18 protein-coding genes and 2 tRNA genes are annotated in these 16,442 nt (G+C 58.7%); 10 read left to right on the forward strand and 10 right to left on the reverse strand.

Translation table 11 applies throughout. From position 1 onward, the window contains the following. Positions 1 to 24: 24 nt before the first annotated feature. Both PHI30_RS01705 and PHI30_RS01710 read right to left on the reverse strand, forming a co-directional pair. A tRNA-Tyr gene (locus PHI30_RS01705) sits at positions 25 to 109 on the reverse strand. Between the two features lie 9 nt (positions 110 to 118). Continuing rightward, positions 119 to 194, reverse strand: a tRNA-Thr gene (locus tag PHI30_RS01710). Between the two features lie 102 nt (positions 195 to 296). Here PHI30_RS01710 and PHI30_RS01715 point away from each other — a divergent pair. The 5 genes from PHI30_RS01715 to PHI30_RS01735 all read left to right on the forward strand — a co-directional run bounded on the left by PHI30_RS01715 (position 297) and on the right by PHI30_RS01735 (position 2,724). Next, positions 297 to 485 carry a hypothetical protein gene (locus PHI30_RS01715; RefSeq protein WP_300023047.1) on the forward strand — a complete coding sequence of 63 codons (189 nt, stop codon included), beginning with the start codon at positions 297 to 299 and terminating at the stop codon, positions 483 to 485. Continuing rightward, positions 482 to 691, forward strand: coding sequence for a hypothetical protein (locus PHI30_RS01720; RefSeq protein ID WP_300023049.1), 210 nt, complete (start codon positions 482 to 484; stop codon positions 689 to 691). Before PHI30_RS01715 ends, PHI30_RS01720 begins: the two co-directional genes overlap by 4 nt. Continuing rightward, positions 688 to 984 (forward strand): sigma-70 family RNA polymerase sigma factor, encoded by a 297-nt coding sequence (locus PHI30_RS01725; RefSeq protein ID WP_300023052.1) that lies wholly within the window; start codon positions 688 to 690, stop codon positions 982 to 984. The genes PHI30_RS01720 and PHI30_RS01725 overlap by 4 nt, the downstream gene beginning before the upstream one ends. A gap of 190 nt (positions 985 to 1,174) precedes the next feature. Beyond that, positions 1,175 to 2,059: a YitT family protein gene (locus PHI30_RS01730; RefSeq protein WP_300023055.1), complete on the forward strand. Its 885-nt coding sequence runs from the start codon at positions 1,175 to 1,177 to the stop codon at positions 2,057 to 2,059. Positions 2,060 to 2,076: 17 nt separating this feature from the next. Further along, complete coding sequence (locus PHI30_RS01735; protein ID WP_300023058.1) at positions 2,077 to 2,724, forward strand: aspartate/glutamate racemase family protein; 648 nt, start codon at positions 2,077 to 2,079, stop codon at positions 2,722 to 2,724. A gap of 40 nt (positions 2,725 to 2,764) precedes the next feature. Here the strand turns inward: PHI30_RS01735 and PHI30_RS01740 are convergent, their stop codons facing one another. The 3 genes from PHI30_RS01740 to PHI30_RS01750 form a co-directional block, all read right to left on the reverse strand. Continuing rightward, on the reverse strand, positions 2,765 to 3,559 hold the full coding sequence (locus tag PHI30_RS01740; protein WP_300023061.1) for an ABC transporter ATP-binding protein: 795 nt from the start codon (positions 3,557 to 3,559) through the stop codon (positions 2,765 to 2,767). Then, on the reverse strand, positions 3,552 to 4,523 hold the full coding sequence (locus tag PHI30_RS01745) for an ABC transporter permease (RefSeq protein WP_300023144.1): 972 nt from the start codon (positions 4,521 to 4,523) through the stop codon (positions 3,552 to 3,554). Before PHI30_RS01745 ends, PHI30_RS01740 begins: the two co-directional genes overlap by 8 nt. 113 nt (positions 4,524 to 4,636) lie before the next feature. Next, positions 4,637 to 5,623 carry an ABC transporter substrate-binding protein gene (locus PHI30_RS01750; RefSeq protein WP_300023064.1) on the reverse strand — a complete coding sequence of 329 codons (987 nt, stop codon included), beginning with the start codon at positions 5,621 to 5,623 and terminating at the stop codon, positions 4,637 to 4,639. 541 nt (positions 5,624 to 6,164) lie between these two features. On the opposite strand from PHI30_RS01750, the gene PHI30_RS01755 reads away from it, so the two are divergent. The 3 genes from PHI30_RS01755 to PHI30_RS01765 all read left to right on the forward strand — a co-directional run bounded on the left by PHI30_RS01755 (position 6,165) and on the right by PHI30_RS01765 (position 10,629). Next, complete coding sequence (locus PHI30_RS01755; RefSeq protein ID WP_300023065.1) at positions 6,165 to 7,772, forward strand: CTP synthase; 1,608 nt, start codon at positions 6,165 to 6,167, stop codon at positions 7,770 to 7,772. Between the two features lie 25 nt (positions 7,773 to 7,797). Further along, positions 7,798 to 8,871, forward strand: coding sequence for a Xaa-Pro peptidase family protein (locus PHI30_RS01760; protein ID WP_300023067.1), 1,074 nt, complete (start codon positions 7,798 to 7,800; stop codon positions 8,869 to 8,871). Positions 8,872 to 9,015: 144 nt separating this feature from the next. Next, the gene (locus tag PHI30_RS01765) at positions 9,016 to 10,629 is read left to right on the forward strand and encodes a putative manganese-dependent inorganic diphosphatase (RefSeq protein WP_300023070.1); all 1,614 of its coding nucleotides are present in this window, start codon (positions 9,016 to 9,018) and stop codon (positions 10,627 to 10,629) included. A 762-nt stretch (positions 10,630 to 11,391) separates the two neighbouring features. Here PHI30_RS01765 and PHI30_RS01770 read toward each other — a convergent pair. From PHI30_RS01770 to PHI30_RS01780, 3 genes are read right to left on the reverse strand one after another with little or no spacing between them, the layout of a single operon-like run. Next, a complete protein-coding gene (locus PHI30_RS01770) occupies positions 11,392 to 12,000 on the reverse strand; it encodes an ABC-2 transporter permease (RefSeq protein WP_300023073.1) in 609 nt (202 codons plus the stop codon). Then, a complete protein-coding gene (locus PHI30_RS01775) occupies positions 11,997 to 12,851 on the reverse strand; it encodes an ABC transporter ATP-binding protein (protein WP_300023076.1) in 855 nt (284 codons plus the stop codon). Before PHI30_RS01775 ends, PHI30_RS01770 begins: the two co-directional genes overlap by 4 nt. 2 nt (positions 12,852 to 12,853) lie before the next feature. Then, positions 12,854 to 13,228: a GntR family transcriptional regulator gene (locus PHI30_RS01780; protein ID WP_300023079.1), complete on the reverse strand. Its 375-nt coding sequence runs from the start codon at positions 13,226 to 13,228 to the stop codon at positions 12,854 to 12,856. Positions 13,229 to 13,384: 156 nt separating this feature from the next. Here PHI30_RS01780 and PHI30_RS01785 point away from each other — a divergent pair, with 156 nt between their 5' ends. Beyond that, positions 13,385 to 13,522, forward strand: a complete 138-nt coding sequence (locus PHI30_RS01785; protein ID WP_300023081.1) for a hypothetical protein — start codon at positions 13,385 to 13,387, stop codon at positions 13,520 to 13,522. After that, entirely contained in the window at positions 13,515 to 13,808 is a 294-nt protein-coding gene (locus PHI30_RS01790) for a NifU family protein (protein ID WP_300023084.1), read from the forward strand. Before PHI30_RS01785 ends, PHI30_RS01790 begins: the two co-directional genes overlap by 8 nt. Positions 13,809 to 13,904: 96 nt before the next feature. On the opposite strand, the gene PHI30_RS01795 is transcribed toward PHI30_RS01790, so the two are convergent. Both PHI30_RS01795 and htpG read right to left on the reverse strand, forming a co-directional pair. Beyond that, on the reverse strand, positions 13,905 to 14,360 hold the full coding sequence (locus PHI30_RS01795) for a hypothetical protein (protein WP_300023087.1): 456 nt from the start codon (positions 14,358 to 14,360) through the stop codon (positions 13,905 to 13,907). A gap of 52 nt (positions 14,361 to 14,412) precedes the next feature. Further along, positions 14,413 to 16,296 (reverse strand): molecular chaperone HtpG, encoded by a 1,884-nt coding sequence (gene htpG / locus PHI30_RS01800; protein WP_300023090.1) that lies wholly within the window; start codon positions 16,294 to 16,296, stop codon positions 14,413 to 14,415. Between the last annotated feature and the right edge of the window lie 146 nt (positions 16,297 to 16,442).

Below are 16,442 nucleotides of genomic sequence, written 5' to 3' on the forward strand. Positions count from 1 at the left end.
GAATGCTTGCGCATTCAGGATTTTTGGTGGGAGAGGGTGGATTCGAACCACCGAAGCCGAAGGCAACAGATTTACAGTCTGCCCCATTTGACCGCTCTGGAACTCTCCCATATTCGTTTGGAGCTGGTGGACGGATTCGAACCCCCGACCTGCTGATTACAAATCAGCTGCTCTACCAGCTGAGCTACACCAGCAGTTCCAACAGCAGGATTTATCTTATCAGATGAATCGCGTTTTGTCAACATCTTTTTCGCATTTTGTTTGATTGTTTTGTTTGATTGAAAGGAGAAAGCCTGATGCATAGAGTCCATTGCCGCCCGGGGCGGCATACGTTGCTGTGCACATTGTGCGCTCGGGAGATCACGGAGGGAGAGGAATATTGGGCCTGCAACGGCAGCCGTGTGTGCGCGGACTGTCTTGCGGAATTTGCCCGGCAGGAGCTGTGCGCCTGCCACGAAACACGGGGAAGGGAGACTTTGCAATGACGTTGATCGAATTGTCGTTTCTGTATGCGGACAGCGCCGCGATCATCTACAATCGCATGCAGGAGTTGCGCCGGCAGGCGCAGCAGGACCTGGAGCATGCCCGCGCGCTTGAGCGCCGCATCGAGGAGCTGCTGCCGCTGTGGCGGGACATGCGGGACATGACGCGCCGCACGGCGCACTATTACGACAGGAGGCGCCACGGATGAGAAACCGGGATTTTGACGCCCGCAGCAGCGAATGGCTGGGAGACATGGTTGTTTGGCTGCAGGAAAATGCCAACGACAACTCGGAGCTCCTGACCCGCCTTTTTCAAAATCTTCGCCGGGCCAGGCAGCAGGATCTGACGGCTCGTCAGCGGCAAGTGTTGGCCCTTTACTACGATCAGGGGATGACCATGCCGCAAATTGCCGGGCAGCTGGGGGTAAACTGCTCCACGGTGTCCCGCACCATCCGCCGGGCCAAGCGGCGCTTGTACCGCTCTTTGCGGTATAGTCTGTAAAGGCAGCGCCGCACAAAAACCGCCTGACGGCTTTGCCTATGTGCTACTTGCATAGTTTTCGCCATTCGCGCACAATCTTTATGCGGTGTCACCTCATTACATTTCCCTCTTGTGGTTTTCCATTTGAACCCGTATAATTGCTGTGGAAGGACCGCGTCAGGTCCGAAGGAATGACCGGGAGGATTCAATCATGCTATATAACACTCTGCATAACCGATGGTTGCGTTTGATCGCCGCTGTGGTGGGAGAATTGATCGCGGCCGTTGCGCTGAATCTGTTCATTGTCCCCCTGCATCTTTATACCGGCGGCGCGATGGGCGTGTGCCAGCTGATCCGCACACTGCTGCAAACGTATCTGGGCGTGAATTTCGGACCCTATGATATCGCCGGTGTTTTGTACTTTTTGGTGAACATTCCTATTTTGCTGTTTGCGTACAAGATTCTTGGAAAGGCGCTGGTGGTCAAAACACTGATCTGCACGCTTTCCTATTCACTTTTTTACAGCATCATCCCCGTTCCCACCGTGCCGATCATCGACGACTATCTCACCGCCTGTCTGCTGGGCGGAATCCTCACCGGCGTTGGCAGCGGCATTGTGCTCACCTGCGGGTGCAGCAGCGGCGGACTGGACATCATCGGCCTTTGCCTGAGCAAGCGGGGAAGCAATTTTACCGTGGGCAGATTTTCCATTACCTTTAATGTGTTCCTGTATGCCGCCTGTCTGCTCCTCTTCTCGCCGGAGGCGGCCATTTACTCTGTGATCTATGTGTTCTTCACCTCCATGGTGGTGGATCGGCTGCATCAGCAAAACGTGGCTGTGCAGGCCTTCATCTTTACCCGGGAGGATGAGAGCGCGCTGGGACACTTTATTATCGACAAGCTTGGCCGCAGCGTCACCTACTGGACGGGCGTGGGCGCCTATACCGGGGAGAATGTGCATGTGCTTTGCGTGTGCCTTTCCAAATTTGAGATCGAGGAGCTGCTCCATGCCGTGCAGACCATCGATCCCCATGCCTTTGTGACGGTGCAGGAGGGGACCCGCATCTTCGGAAATTTCCCCAAAAAGCTGGATTGATGGGGGAGGCGCACAGAATGGAATCCATTGCGGTTTTAACGGGGACGCCTGTGGACGCCCGCATGGGCGTGGAGTGTTTGGCGTCGGCAGGGCTTTCGGGCCTTGCCTATCCGCTATCGGACGATCCCCGGCGGCAAACGGCATTTCAAATTTCCTCCCAGACGGAAAAGAACGCCGTGGTGCGGGGCGTTCTGGAAAATGCCAGGGCTCGGGGCTGCCGCAGCGCCTTTGTATATTGTAACTCCCTCTCCTCCGCGGTGGACTTTCCGCCTCTGGCGGCGGAGACGGAGATGCACATTGTGACCCCGCTGGACGTCTATCGGAAGCTGGCGCCCCAATACCGGCGTCTGGGTATCCTTGCCGCCAACGCCCAGGGGCTTTCCGGCATTGAGCGCACGCTGTTTGTTGCAAACCCGGCGCTGGAAATGCTGGGCGCCTGCGCCCTGCCGGTGGTTTTATCCATTGAGGCGGGGGAGGAGCCTTCGTCGCTGGTGCTGCGCCATCAGCTGCCGCAGCTTGCGGAGTGGTTTCGGCTTTGTGGGATGGAGGCCCTGATTCTGGGCTGCACCCATTTCCCCTATCTGAAGGCTGCGCTGGCCCAGCGGACAAGCCTGCCGCTGATCGATCCGGCGGAGGAGATGATCCGGCTTTTGCTGAACGCATAATAACGCCCCCTGATGCAAAGCATCAGGGGGCGTCTTGTTTTTAGGAAAGCAGCAGTTTGTCGTCGGCTTCGTCGCTTCCGCTGACTTTGCCGAACAGCTCCAGCAGCTGGGGAACCGTCAGCTTTTTCTTCTCCTCGCCGGACACATCGATCACGATCCGCCCGTCGTACAGCATAATGAGCCGGTTGCCGTGGGCAATGGCGTCCTTCATGTTGTGGGTGACCATCATGGTGGTGAGGTGATTTTCCGCCACAATGCGGTCAGACAGCTCCAAAACCTTTGCCGCGGTCTTGGGGTCCAGCGCGGCGGTGTGCTCATCCAGCAGCAGCAGCTTGGGCTTTTTCAGGGAGGCCATCAGCAGCGTCAGCGCCTGCCGCTGCCCGCCGGAAAGCAGGCCCACCTTGCTGGTGAGGCGGCTCTCGAGGCCCAAATCCAGATTTTGCAGCATCTGCTGATATTGCTCCTTCTCCGCCTTGGTGATGCCCCAGCCAAGCCCTCGAGACTGACCCCGGCGAGCGGCCAGCGCCAGATTTTCCACGATCTGCATGGTGGGCGCGGTGCCCATCATGGGGTCTTGAAACACGCGGCCGATGAAGGCCGCCCGCCTGTATTCCGGCAGACGGGTCACATCCGTTCCGCCAATGGAGATGGTGCCCGCGTCCACGGTCCACACCCCCGCCACGGCGTTGAGCATGGTGGATTTTCCTGCGCCGTTTCCGCCGATCACCGTGCAGAAATCACCCTCGTTCAGCGTCAGATTCACGCCGCGCAGAGCCTGCTTTTCATTCACCGTGCCGGCGTTGAAGGTTTTAAAGATTTCTTTGATCTCAAGCATTGCGCGCACCTCCTGCCGTGGCTTCCGTATGGGCGGGTTTTACCTTGACATGGACATATTTTCCTCTCCAGTAGGGCACGGCCAAAAACAGGCCCACCACGGTGGCGGAGAGCAGCTTGAGGTAGTTGGAGTTCAGGCCCATGGACAAGACGGCCTGAATGACGATGTAGTACAAAATGGCGCCCACGGAGACAGCCAGTAGGCAAAGACCGAAGTTGCGGAAGAACTTGCCGAAAATGACCTCGCCGATGATGACGGCGGCAAGGCCGATGACGATGGCGCCGCGGCCCATGTTGATGTCGGCATAGCTCTGGTACTGGGCCAGCAGCGCGCCGGAGAGCGCCACCAGACCGTTGGAGATCATCAGCCCCAGGACCTTCGTGAAATCGGTGTTGATGCCCTGTGCCCGCGCCATGTTGGCGTTGGAGCCGGTGGCCCGCAAGGAACAGCCCAGCTCCGTGCCGAAAAACCAGTACAGCAGCAAAATGATGACGGCCGTGAAAAGGCCCACCACAAAGATGGGATGCTGCCAGAAGGGCCGGTTCCCCTTAGCCACGTCCTGCACAAAGCGCAGCGAGACCAGCAGGCGGTCAAGAGATTCCTTGCTGGTGACGTTGATGGACACGTTGGCCTTCATGCTCATGATGGCGAGGTTGACGGACCAGAGACCCAGCTGGGTGAGGATTCCGGCGAGGATGGCGGGAATGCCGCAGAAGGTGTGCAGCAAGCCGGTGACCATGCCCGCCAGCATCCCCAGCGCCACGGCGGCCAGCATGGCAAGCCAGATGTTGACGCCGCTTGAAAAGAGAACCACAAAAATGGCGCCGCCGGTACAGAAGGAACCGTCCACGGTCAGATCGGCGATGTCCAGCAGCTTGTAGGTGATGTACACGCCGATGGCCATGACGCCCCAGACCAGTCCCTGAGAAATGGCACCGGGAAGTGCGTTGATGAAATCCAGCATAATCAAAGTTTCCCCCTCAAAAAAGGTTATAGACTTCAATAGTATAGCAAAAAGCGACGGAAAAGGAAAGCCTTTTTCCGTCGTCTTTTGTTTTTTTATGGAGAAAGGGGCAATTAGCCGATGGCTTCGTACCCGTCGGGCGGGGTGATGCCCAGCTCCGTGCAGATGTCCCCGTTGTACTTCTTCACAAACTGGGGAGCGTACTCGATGGGCATTTCGGAGACATCAGCCTCACCGGTGAGGATCTTGGCGGCCATCTCGCCGGTGGCGACGCCCAGATCGTAATAGCTGATGGAGAGCGTGGCCACGCCGCAGCCCTTGGCAATGCCTTCCTCGCCGCAGAACACGGGGATGCCGTTGGGACGGCAGATGTTATCCACAACGCCGGTGTTGGAGGCCACGGTATTGTCGGTGGGGACATAGATGATCTCGCTGTTGTTGACGGCATTTTGCGTCACAGAGGCGATATCATTGGAGTCGGAGAAGGGATACTGGGCGCAGGTGTAGCCCAGCTTTTCAAGCTCCGACTGCACGGTATCCACCTGATACTGGCTGTTGGCCTCGGCGGAGCAGTAGAGAAGGCCCACGGTCTTGGCGTCCGGGAACCACTCCTTGATCATGGCCGCCTGCTGGTCCAGCGGGGCAAGGTCCGAGGTGCCGGAGACGTTGGTGCCCACCGTGCCAGTGAAGTCCTTGATGCCCAGCGCCACGCCGTATTCCGTGACGGAGGTGCCCAGAATGGGGATGTCGGCGGTGGCGGCGACGGAGGCCTGCAAGGCGGGGGTGGCGTTGGCCATGATGAGGTCCACGCCGGAGGAAGCGAAGCCGTTGGCAATGGTGGCGCAGGTGGCGGGGTCACCGGCGGCATTCTGGAGATCGAACTCCACGGCGTCGCCCAGCTTTTCCTTCAATGCATCCTGAAAACCCTGCGTCGCGGCGTCCAGCGCCTCGTGGGTCACCAGTTGGCAGATGCCGACCTTGTAGGTCTTGGCAGGCGCGTCGGTCTTTCCGGTTTCGGCGGCTTCCTTCGTGCCGCCGCAGGCGGCCAGACTCAGCGCCATGGCGCCAGCCAAAAGGGATGCAAGCAACTTCTTTTTCATCATCAAACTCTCCTTGTGATTGAAGTGCGCGAAACGCTTCATAAAAATGGGGCGGGACATCAGACGCGCCGGAGGACTGTGCACCCGGCGGTTCTTTCAATCCACTTTTACAACATACAGCTTTAAAGGGGTAAAGTCAATCGTCAATTTTTACAAAATATATCCAGCGTATTGCTCGTCCGGACGCCATTTTTAAATAAGGGCTGAAAAATCAAACCCTGAGGCGTTGACAAAACAGAAAAAGGGGAAAGGAACCGCGAAAAACGGAACATTGACAAGGGGGGATGAGGGTGCTATATTGGGAAAGTATTTTGGAAAAGCTTTGGCAGCGGTTTGCGGTTTCGGCCGCATCGGCAACAATCGAACACACCGGCGACACCGTGGATCGCAGCTGAACGTCCCGAAAGAGAGTGGGACTTTTAGCCGCAAAATGGTCCGACGGTGTCTTTTTTGTTTCAAAAAATGGACCGTTTTGTCCGCGGTGCGGGTACAAACCACGCTTTTTGAGGAAACTGTTGTGTGGAAAGGTAAGGTGAGCGGTATGTCAACGAAATTTGTATTTGTGACCGGCGGCGTGGTGTCCGGCCTTGGAAAGGGGATTTGCGCGGCGTCTCTGGGGAGACTCTTGAAGCAGCGCGGCATTCGGGTCCGCAACCAGAAATTCGACCCCTATATCAATGTGGACCCCGGCACGATGAGTCCCTATCAGCACGGGGAGGTATTTGTCACGGACGACGGCGCCGAGACGGATTTGGACCTTGGGCACTACGAGCGCTTTGTGGATGAAAACCTCAGCGGCAACAGCTCCGTCTCCTCCGGAAAGATCTACTGGTCCGTTTTGAACCGGGAGCGCCGGGGGGACTATCTGGGCGCTACCGTCCAGATCATTCCCCACATCACCAATGAGATCAAAAGCCGGGTCTATGCCATGGCGGGGGACGATGTGGACGTGGTCATCAGCGAGATCGGCGGCACCGTGGGCGATATTGAGTCCCAGCCGTTTCTGGAGGCCATCCGGCAGGTGGCGTCGGAGCGGCCCCGGGGGGACGTGGTGTTCATCCATGTGCCCCTGATCGTGCAGATCCCCGGCTCCGGCGAGCTCAAGAGCAAGCCCACTCAGCACTCGGTGAAGGAGCTACTGTCCCTTGGCATCCAGCCGGATGTGCTGGTGTGCCGGTGCGACGCGCCCATCACGGAGGACGTCCGGCGCAAGATCGCTCTTTTTTGCAATGTGGAGCCGGACTGCGTCATCCAAAACACCACGGCGGAGACGCTCTACGAAGTGCCCTTGCTGATGGCCGAAGAGGGACTGGACGAGGTGGTGTGCCGCAAGCTGGGACTCATCACCCACCAGCCTGACCTGCGGGAGTGGAGCGCCATGGTCCGGCGGGAAAAGCAGGCGGTAAGGAAGGTCACCATTGCGCTGGTGGGCAAGTATACGCAGCTGCACGACGCCTATCTCTCCGTGGTGGAGTCCCTCAACCACGCGGGAACCGCCAACGACGCGGCGGTGGAGATCCGGTGGGTGGATTCCGAGGCGCTGGAGGAGAAGAACGCGGCGGAAGTTTTCGCGGGCTGTACCGGCATTCTGGTGCCCGGCGGCTTTGGCGACCGGGGCATCGAGGGCATGATCTGCGCCGTGCGCTATGCCCGGGAGAATCAAATTCCCTTTCTTGGCATCTGCCTTGGGATGCAGATGGCGGTCATTGAGTTTGCCCGCCACGTGCTGGGCTATGGCGACGCCAACTCCGCGGAGTTTTCCGAGACCACGGCCCATCCCGTCATCGCCCTGATGAACGATCAGGTGAATGTGACGGAAAAGGGCGGCACCATGCGCCTTGGCAAATATCCCTGCCAGTTGACTGAGGGCAGCCGCAGCCGCGCCCTCTACGGGGCGGCGGAGATTTCCGAACGGCATCGCCACCGCTTTGAGTTCAACAACGAGTATCGCCAGCAGATGCAGGCCAAGGGAATGGTTCTGGCGGGCCTTTCTCCCAACGGGCGCTTGGTGGAGATCGTGGAGCTGCCGGAGCATCCGTGGTTTGTGGGCGCGCAGTTCCATCCGGAATTTAAAAGCCGCCCGGACCGCCCACACCCCCTGTTTTTTGGGTTTGTGAAGGCTGCCACGGAAAAGCAGGAGCGCGCATAAGACTGCGCGCGGAAAGGACGCAAACGTGAATCGTTTTCAAAAAATTGCCGCCCAGTTGAAGGCTTGGAATCTGGACGCGCTGCTGCTGACGGGAGAGGCCAACCGCTTTTACGCCTCCGGATTCCACTCCGCCGGAGGGGACGGCGCGGCGCTCATCACGGAAAAGAACGCATATTATTTTACGGATTCCCGGTATACGGAGGCCGCCCGGCGGCAGATACAGGGGGCGGAGCTGCGGGAGATCGGCCACGGCCGCGGATACGCCGAGCTGGTATCGGAGGTGGTCTCCCAGCAGCAGATCGGCCGCATGGGCTTTGAGGATGGCTGTATGACCGTGCGGGAGTACGAGCACTACCATAAGGTCCTCCTTTGCGATCTTACCCCGGCGACAGAGCTTTTGATGCGCCTGCGCTCGGTGAAGGACGCCGGGGAGCTGGAGGCCATGACGGCGGCCCAGCGGATCGCGGAGCGGGCCTTGGCGGATATTTTAGAGGAGATCCGCCCCGGCGTCACGGAAAAAGAGCTGGCGGGCCGCTTGCAGTATCTCATGCTGCACTACGGCGCGTCGGACATGTCCTTTGACCCCATCGTGGTCTCCGGCCCCAACGGCAGCCTGCCCCACGGCGTTCCCTCTGAGCGGCCCATCGGGCAGGGGGAGTTCGTCACCATGGATTTTGGCTGCGTGTATCACGGCTACTGCTCGGACATGACCCGGACGGTGGCGGTGGGGTATGCCACGGAGGAGATGGAAAAGGTATATCAAACGGTCCTTTGCGCCCAGCAGGCCGGGATACACGCAGCACGGGCCGGCGTGACCGGGCGGGAGGTGGACGGGGCCGCCCGGGCGGTGATCGACGCCGCCGGATACGGGGCCTTTTTCGGCCACAGCTTTGGCCACGGCGTGGGCGTGGAGATCCACGAAGCCCCCAACGCCTCCCCCATGAATGAAAAACCCCTGCCCGCCGGCGCGGTCATCTCCGCGGAGCCGGGCGTGTATCTGCCGGGGAAGCTGGGCGTTCGGATCGAGGACGTGATCGTGCTGACGGAGGACGGCTGCCGGAACCTCACAAAGGCGCCGAAGGATTTGCTGATTTTGTAAAATTCGGGGAGAAACAAAAAAATTTCTAAAAGTGTGTGGAAGCAATCGTTTCCGCACACTTTTTTTCCAAACACGCCCGTTGACAAAGGGGGGGCGGAACGGCATAATCAGACTATCAGACATTCCAAAGGAGAAAACGTTACTATGGATACCGTCTATATCACCGGACACCGCAACCCTGACACAGACTCCATTGTCTCCGCCATGGCCTATGCGGCGCTGAAAAACGCGCTGGGGGACCGGCAGTACAGAGCCGCCCGTCTGGGTCAGATCAGCGACGAGACCCAAACCGTATTGAACCAATTTGACTTTCAGCCGCCCAAGATCATCGGCGATGTGCGCACACAGGTCAAGGACCTGGATTACGATACGCCGCCCACCCTGTCCGCTACCGCCACCATCAGCCGCGGCTGGCAGGTGATGCAGGCGGATAAAATCTCCGCCATTCCGGTCGCCAACGAGGACGGCACGCTCTACGGAATGCTTTCCGCCGGGGACGTTGCCAACTATGACATGACCTCCGTCCGGGACCCCCGGGTGGCCAACATCCCCGTTTACAACCTGCTCTCCGTGCTGGAGGCGCAAATCCTCAACGAGAGCAGCGAGCTGTGGGAGGAGGTCTCCGGCGCGGTGACCATCGCGCTGCCCGCGGGCCGGGAAAACCTGCTGTTTTCCGGCCGGAATACCATCGTGGTGTGCGGCGACCAGCCGGATATGATCCGCCGGGCGCTGGAGATGGAGGCCAACTGCGTACTGGTTTGTCAGGCGGAGGTCTCTCACGAGCTGCTGGAGCTGGGCAAAAAGACCTGCATCATCTCCACGCCTTACGATCCTTACCGCGCCGTGCGCCTCATCCACCACGCCCAGCCCATCAGCAGAATCTGCAAAAAGCAGGACATGGTGTGCTTCCATCTGGACGACTATGTGGACGACGTGCAAAACACCGTGCTGGAAAGCCGGTTCCGGTCCTACCCCATTCTGGATGAGAATGAGCGGGTGGTGGGAACGCTCTCCCGCTTCCATTTGCTGCGCCCCCGCCGCAAGCGGGTGATCCTGATGGACCACAACGAGCGGGCCCAGTCCGTCAACGGGCTGGAGCAGGCGGAAATTCTGGAGATCGTGGACCACCACCGTCTGGCGGATATCGAGACGAAAAACCCCATCTATGTCCGGAACGAGCCGGTGGGGAGCACCACCACCATCGTGGGCGGGATGTATCAGGAAAAGGGGCTGATGCCCACTGCCAAGATGGCCGGCTTGATGGCCGCCGCCATCGTGTCCGACACGGTGATGTTCAAGTCGCCCACCTGCACCAAGCGGGATGTCGACATGGCAAACCGGATGGCCCGCATCGCCAATGTCTCGCTGGAGGAGCTGGGCACCGCCATTTTCTCCGCCACCAGCAGCGACGACAAAACCGTGGAAGCCATGCTGCGCACGGACTATAAAGAGTTCCACATTGCCGGACACGATCTGGCCGTCAGCCAAATCACCTGCATGGACTCCGAGCGGCTGCTGGGCCGGAAGGAGGAATTCCTTGCGGCTATGGGCACCGTCCGGAAGGAGCGCCACTTCAACACCGTGGTTTTGATGATTACCGACGTGCTGCTGGAGGGGACGCAGCTGCTGTTTGTGGGGGACGAGGACACCATTCGGCAGGCGTTCAACATCCGGGGCGCGGAAAACTGTGCGTTTTTGCCCAAAATCATGTCGCGGAAAAAGCAGGTCATTCCCATGCTGTCCGCCCTGTGGGGCTGAGAAAGCGCCAAATGGCCCGATAAGAATATTGCGAAAAGCGGCAGCCATGATGCTTCATGGCTGCCGCTTTTTGTCCATAGGGGCGGATGAGTTGGCGGTAGTCCGCCAAAAGGGCTTCAAACCCCCCGTTCTTTTTCGTCTTGCCGAAAGATTGCACATCCGTAAGGCGGCTTCGCCGCCTTACGGATGTGGCATACCCCTTGCGGGTAGAACGCGCCGTTTGATCGGTGTAAGAAAAAGGCGCTTTGGACACACCCCACCGCAAAGCCTTGCGGCGGGGACCTCGTGTCCGCGTGGGGCTTTTGCGCAGCATGAATTTGCAGCCCTTAAGCGCCAAGTTTGATGCCGGAAAAAGGCAAAGCCAGAGAGCGTTGGGATGCCCCCTGCGTCTCTTTTCGCTGCCGCTGGCTTAATTTTAACCCGCGAGCGGCAGCGGCGCAGAAGCAGAGACGATGCGATTTTCTGCGCCAGACTTTCGCAAATGAGTAGTTTCGCGTCTATTGGATGCACCAAAGGTTTGCGAAAGACAAAACCCCCAAGCGCTTTTCTTTTGTACCGTGCACGGCACGTTTTCTTTGCACAAGAGCAAAGAAAATGTGGGGTGCATTCCCATACTGCAAAGCAGTACCCCCCCACGCCGATGGCGGGGTGCAAATGGCTCCCCGGCTCTTTATTTCAAAAGCGCCTTGCCCAGCAGCTCCAGCAGGGCGGTCAAATCCTCCGGCGTGAGCACCGGCGTTTTTCCCTCCATGGCGGCGCGCCTCAGCGCTGCCGGCGGCCATACAGCCACACGGACAGCGGCAGGGACACCAGCGTGAGGACAACCGCCAAAAGGGGCAGTCCCAGCAGCGCCACATCTCGGTAGGCGGTGAGAAAGTTTGCGCCCGAGTCGGAGATGGAGCCGATGGTCCCGGCGCTGGCACAGACCAGAAAGATGAGGAAGAACATGGCGAGCCGCCCCTTCTCCACACCGAAGCGGAACATCAGCGGCAGAGTGATGGAGAGAATGCACACGCCGCTGCAAACGGACACCAACAGGACAATGGGGGAGAAGGCACCAAAATACGGGAAGATGCTCAGCAGCAGCTGGACCACTGCGGACAGACCCGCCGCCGCCAGAATGCACAGCCAGCCAAAGGCGTATTTGCCCAGCACCACGTCCCGGCGGGAGTAGGGCATCATAGCCGTCATCTGGTCCCATCGGCTCCGCTCGTCGTAGGCCATGGCAGTATAGGGCAGCATGGCGGCGTATACCACGGCGAAGGCGTTGTTAAAGGAGCTGGGAATCGCGGACATGATGAGGATGAACAGCAGAAAAAATTTCAGCTGCTTTCCGATGACGTAACAATCCTTTAAAACCAATGCCCTCATGACGCTCTGCCTCCTTTTACGGTAAAGAGAATGATATCTTCCAGCGTGGGCTTTTCCAGCGTCAGGCTGTCCGGCACGTCAGCGCGCCGCACCAGCGCCCGGACGCCGCCAAGTCCGCTTGCCTCCCGGCCCACCACCGCCTCCCGCAGGAGACTGTCCGCCTGCTCCGCCGTGCCCACAAAGATGCCGTATTTCTCCAGCAGCGCGTCCTTTTCCTCGCAAAACAGCAGCCGTCCCTGGTGGAGAAACGCAATGTAGTCGCAAAGCTTTTCAAGGTCCGAGAGAATGTGGGAGGAGATGAGGATGGAGTGGTCCTCCTCCCGGGTAAACTCGTTAAACAGCTCCAGTACCTCGTCCCGGACGATGGGGTCCAGCCCGGAGGTGGCTTCGTCCAAAATGAGCAGTCGCGGCTGGTGACTCAGTGCCACGGCGATGGCCAGCTTCATTTTCATGCCCCGGGAAAAATCCTTAAAGGCTTTATTTGGCGGCAGGGCAAAGCGGTCCAGATAAGCGTCGTAGCAGGCTCCGTCCCAGCGGCGATAGGTTTTGGCCATGATTTTTCCCACCTGCGCGGCGCTGAGCACCTCCGGGAAATAGGCCTCGTCCAGCACCACGCCCACGTCCTCCTTCACCGCCAGAAACTCCGGTGAGGCGGTGTCCACGCCCAGCACCGCGGCAAAGCCGCTGTCGGGCCGCAGAGCATTCATCAAAAGACGGATGGTGGTGGATTTTCCGGCCCCGTTTTCACCGGCCAGTCCGCAGATGGTGCCGCGGGGCACCGTCAGGCACAGGTCCTCAATGGAAAAGGAGCCGAAGGATTTGCAAATATGCGAAAGCTCGATGGCGTTCATGGTCATTCCTCCTCTGACAGGATGCGCAGCATGTTGATAAGTTCCTCTTTGGAAAGCGCGCAGCTTTTGGCCGCTTCCACCGCGGCGCTCAGGTGGGCTTCCAGATCTCGGAGCCGCTGTTCTCGGATCAGCTCCAGATTTTTTTCCGCCACAAAGCAGCCCTTGCCCGCCACGGTGTTCAAAAGCCCCTGGGCTTCCAGCTCGTCATAGGCCCGCTTGGTGGTGATGACGGAGATCCGCAGGTCCTTGGCAAGGGAGCGGATAGAGGGCAGTGCTTCCCCCGGCGTAAGCGTGCCGGAGAGAATCTGCGCTTTGATTTGGGATACGATCTGCTCGTAGATGGGCTGACTGGTCGTATTTCGGATAATGAGTTCCATGGCGTCCTCCGTTCGTACTGTACATGAACAGTATATACAGCATGCACGGAATGTCAAGAGGATTTGAAAAATTTTTTTGTGGGCATTGCACCTGTTAAAGTGCGAAATAATATGATATACTTTCAATTCAGATAAAATTTTACGAAACCGGGGGCCATGGAGGAGATCCAGAGCCGGTTTGTGGAGAATTTCGGCTGCGACGCCTGCTTATTGTTTGACGATACCCGGCATCGCATCCGGGAGGAAATTCAGGCCGCCGGAGCGGCAGAAACGGAGGAATCCCCACATGAATGAGGAGTTGAAACGGATCGAGGCGGTCCTTGATGAGAAGGTGCGGCCCACTCTGCACTCTCACGGCGGAGAGATCAAAGTGGATCGGCTGGAGGACGGCGTGCTGCACGTGAATCTGCTGGGGCAGTGCGCGGGTTGTCCCTCGGCGGACCTGACCACGGAATCTCTGGTGCAGGCGGAGCTGGTAAGCGCCCTGCCGGAGCTGGTGCGTCAGGTGGTCGTGGTGCAGGAGGTCAGCGACGAGCTGTGGGAGCAGGCGAAAAAGCTCCTGCGGGACCATCATCTGTAAAAAAAGGAGCGCCTCCGTATAGGAGACGCTCCTTTGCCATTCGGCAGGGGCGCTGAGATGTGGGTGCTGAGACAGGGGTTTCCGTGAAGGTACGGCTCAATCCGGCAAATAGAGAAACTTCCTCTCCATTGCCAACTTTCGCAAAAGGTCTACCATGCGCCCCACGTCCTGCCCCCGCAGGACGTCCCGGGACACCGTGGCGGCGACCTTTCCGTCCCGCCGCAGGCACAACAGCGGCTGGTGGGCGTTCAGACCCGCGCCATGGCCGGAGGTCGGGTTGTGCATCCGAAGCTCCATCGTGAGGCCTTCATAGAAATAGACCTTTGCGGAAAACCACGTGCGGATCTCCATGCGGTCCGGGTAGAGGAGCAGGCGGTACCGTCTCCGCCATTGCAGAAAGAAAAACGCCGACAGCGGAAAAATCACGGACAGTGCAGGTTCCCAAACGCCGCAGACACAGGCGATTATCAGCAAAATGAGGGAAAAGAAGGCGGTCAGCATCAGGACGATGGTGGGAAAGATGGTCTCTCCCCGGCACTCCAGCGCTTCCAAACAGCCACTTCCTTTCAAAAACCGGCCCGGCAGAGACGCCGGGCCGGTTTTTTTATTTCATCAGCTCACAAACAAGGTCTGCGTAGCCGGAGGGGTCGTCCAGGGGCAGCCCCGCGATCAGCAGTGCCTGATCGTAGAGGAGCGAAGCGTACTTCTTCGCCTTCTCCGGGTCCGCCGTGACGGCGTTTTCCAAAGCCTCGAACGCGGGATGATCCACATTCAGCTCCAGAATGCGCTCCGCCTTGATGGCGGAATCCGGCTGGACGGCCTGAAAATACTTTTCCATCTCAAAGCTCAGGCCCTCTCCGGCGGTGAGGCACACGGGATGGGATTTAAGGCGCGCGGAGGCCTTGACTTCCTTCACGGCGTCGCCCAGCGCTTCCTTCACAAAGTCCAGCGCAGCCTTGTGGGCGTCGGCGGCCTCCTCGGCGCGTTTGGCAGCGCCCTCCTCGATCTCCTGATCCAGTACGGAGCGGAACTCCTTTTCCTTGTATGCGTGCAGCACCTGCGCGCAGAACTCGTCCGCCTCCTCCGTGAAATAGAGGATCTCCGTGCCGTTTTCCTTCAAAAGCTCCGTCTGGGGCAGCCTGTCAATTTTGTCCAGCGTTTCGCCGGCGGCAAAATAAATGAACTTCTGGTCCTCTTTCATCCGGGACACGTACTCGTCTAGCGTGACAGGCTTTTTCTCCGTGGAGGAGTAGAAGAGCAGCAGCTCGGAAAGCAGGTCCTTGTGGGCGCCGTATTCGCCCACCACGCCGTACTTCAGCTGGCGGCCGAAGTTCTTCCAGAAGGTCTCGTAGCCCGCCCGATCCTCCGTGAGGAGTTTTACAAGCTCGCTTTTGATCTTCTTTTCCAGATTCGCGGCAATCACCTTGAGCTGGCGGTCGTGCTGCAAAAGCTCCCGGGAGATGTTCAGCGAGAGGTCGGGGGAGTCCACCACGCCCCGGATGAAGCGGAAATGCTCCGGCAGCAGGTCCGCGCACTTTTCCATGATGAGCACGCCGTTGGAGTAAAGCTGCAAGCCCTTTTCATAGTCCTTGGTGTAATAGTCAAAGGGGGTGGCGCCGGGAATGAACAGCAGCGCCTTGTAGGTGACGGCGCCCTCGGCGGAGACGGCGATGACCCTCTGGGGGTCCGCGTAATCGTGGAACTTGTCCCGATAAAATTTGTTGTATTCCTCCGGCTTGACGCTGGATTTGCGCCGCTGCCAGATGGGCACCATGGAGTTGAGGGTCTCCACCTCGGTGTAGGTCTCGTATTCGGGCTTGTCCTCCGGAGAATCCTCTTTCTTCTTCGTCTTGCTGACCTCCATGCGGATGGGGAAGCGGATATAGTCGGAATACTTGCGCACCAGCTCCTGCAGCCGCCAGGACTCCAGAAACTCGCCGTACTTTTCGTCGTCGGTGTCCGGCGCGATGTGCATGATGATGTCGGTGCCCACAGTTTCCTTCTCGCACTCCGTAATGGTATAGCCGTCCGCGCCGTCGGACTGCCACATGAAGGCTTGGTCGCTGCCGTATTTCCGCGTGACCACGCTGATGTGGTCCGCCACCATGAAGGCGGAATAGAAGCCCACGCCGAACTGGCCGATGACGTCGGTATCCTTGGCGTCGTCGCCCACTTCCTGCTTGAACTTATAGGACCCGGAGGAGGCGATCACGCCCAGATTGTTTTCCAGATCCTCCCGATTCATGCCGATGCCGTTGTCGCTGACGGTGAGCAGCCGGTTTTCCCGGTCCACCTTCAGCTCGATTTTGAAATCCTTGCGGCCAAGGCCCACGGAATCGTCCGTCAGCGCCTGATAGCAGAGCTTGTCGCAGGCGTCGCTGGCGTTGGAGACGATCTCCCGCAGGAAAATTTCCTTATGGGTGTAGATGGAGTGAATCATCAGGTCCAGCAGCCGCTTGGATTCCGCTTTGAATTGTTTCTTTGCCATGGGTAAAGCACTCCTTTATATTTATATTTTATCTAAACAGTCAATATAGCACAGGCGGGACAAAAAAGAAATGACCATTTTGTAAATTCCCTCGCAAAGCGGTTGTGCGCGGAAGGGTTTGCGAGTAAAATAGAAAAAAACAGGAA

Source organism: Oscillibacter sp., assembly GCF_028693505.1.
Lineage (GTDB): Bacteria > Bacillota > Clostridia > Oscillospirales > Oscillospiraceae > Oscillibacter.

What these genes read in the sequence shown, in the direction of transcription:
- PHI30_RS01715 (WP_300023047.1), top strand. Translation starts at nt 297, where the DNA reads ATGCATAGAGTCCATTGCCGCCCGGGGCGGCATACGTTGCTGTGCACA.
- PHI30_RS01720 (WP_300023049.1), top strand. Translation starts at nt 482, where the DNA reads ATGACGTTGATCGAATTGTCGTTTCTGTATGCGGACAGCGCCGCGATC.
- PHI30_RS01725 (WP_300023052.1), top strand. Translation starts at nt 688, where the DNA reads ATGAGAAACCGGGATTTTGACGCCCGCAGCAGCGAATGGCTGGGAGAC.
- PHI30_RS01730 (WP_300023055.1), top strand. Translation starts at nt 1,175, where the DNA reads ATGCTATATAACACTCTGCATAACCGATGGTTGCGTTTGATCGCCGCT.
- PHI30_RS01735 (WP_300023058.1), top strand. Translation starts at nt 2,077, where the DNA reads ATGGAATCCATTGCGGTTTTAACGGGGACGCCTGTGGACGCCCGCATG.
- PHI30_RS01740 (WP_300023061.1), bottom strand. Translation starts at nt 3,559, where the DNA reads ATGCTTGAGATCAAAGAAATCTTTAAAACCTTCAACGCCGGCACGGTG.
- PHI30_RS01745 (WP_300023144.1), bottom strand. Translation starts at nt 4,523, where the DNA reads ATGCTGGATTTCATCAACGCACTTCCCGGTGCCATTTCTCAGGGACTG.
- PHI30_RS01750 (WP_300023064.1), bottom strand. Translation starts at nt 5,623, where the DNA reads ATGAAAAAGAAGTTGCTTGCATCCCTTTTGGCTGGCGCCATGGCGCTG.
- PHI30_RS01755 (WP_300023065.1), top strand. Translation starts at nt 6,165, where the DNA reads ATGTCAACGAAATTTGTATTTGTGACCGGCGGCGTGGTGTCCGGCCTT.
- PHI30_RS01765 (WP_300023070.1), top strand. Translation starts at nt 9,016, where the DNA reads ATGGATACCGTCTATATCACCGGACACCGCAACCCTGACACAGACTCC.
- PHI30_RS01770 (WP_300023073.1), bottom strand. Translation starts at nt 12,000, where the DNA reads ATGAGGGCATTGGTTTTAAAGGATTGTTACGTCATCGGAAAGCAGCTG.
- PHI30_RS01775 (WP_300023076.1), bottom strand. Translation starts at nt 12,851, where the DNA reads ATGAACGCCATCGAGCTTTCGCATATTTGCAAATCCTTCGGCTCCTTT.
- PHI30_RS01780 (WP_300023079.1), bottom strand. Translation starts at nt 13,228, where the DNA reads ATGGAACTCATTATCCGAAATACGACCAGTCAGCCCATCTACGAGCAG.
- PHI30_RS01785 (WP_300023081.1), top strand. Translation starts at nt 13,385, where the DNA reads ATGGAGGAGATCCAGAGCCGGTTTGTGGAGAATTTCGGCTGCGACGCC.
- PHI30_RS01790 (WP_300023084.1), top strand. Translation starts at nt 13,515, where the DNA reads ATGAATGAGGAGTTGAAACGGATCGAGGCGGTCCTTGATGAGAAGGTG.
- htpG (WP_300023090.1), bottom strand. Translation starts at nt 16,296, where the DNA reads ATGGCAAAGAAACAATTCAAAGCGGAATCCAAGCGGCTGCTGGACCTG.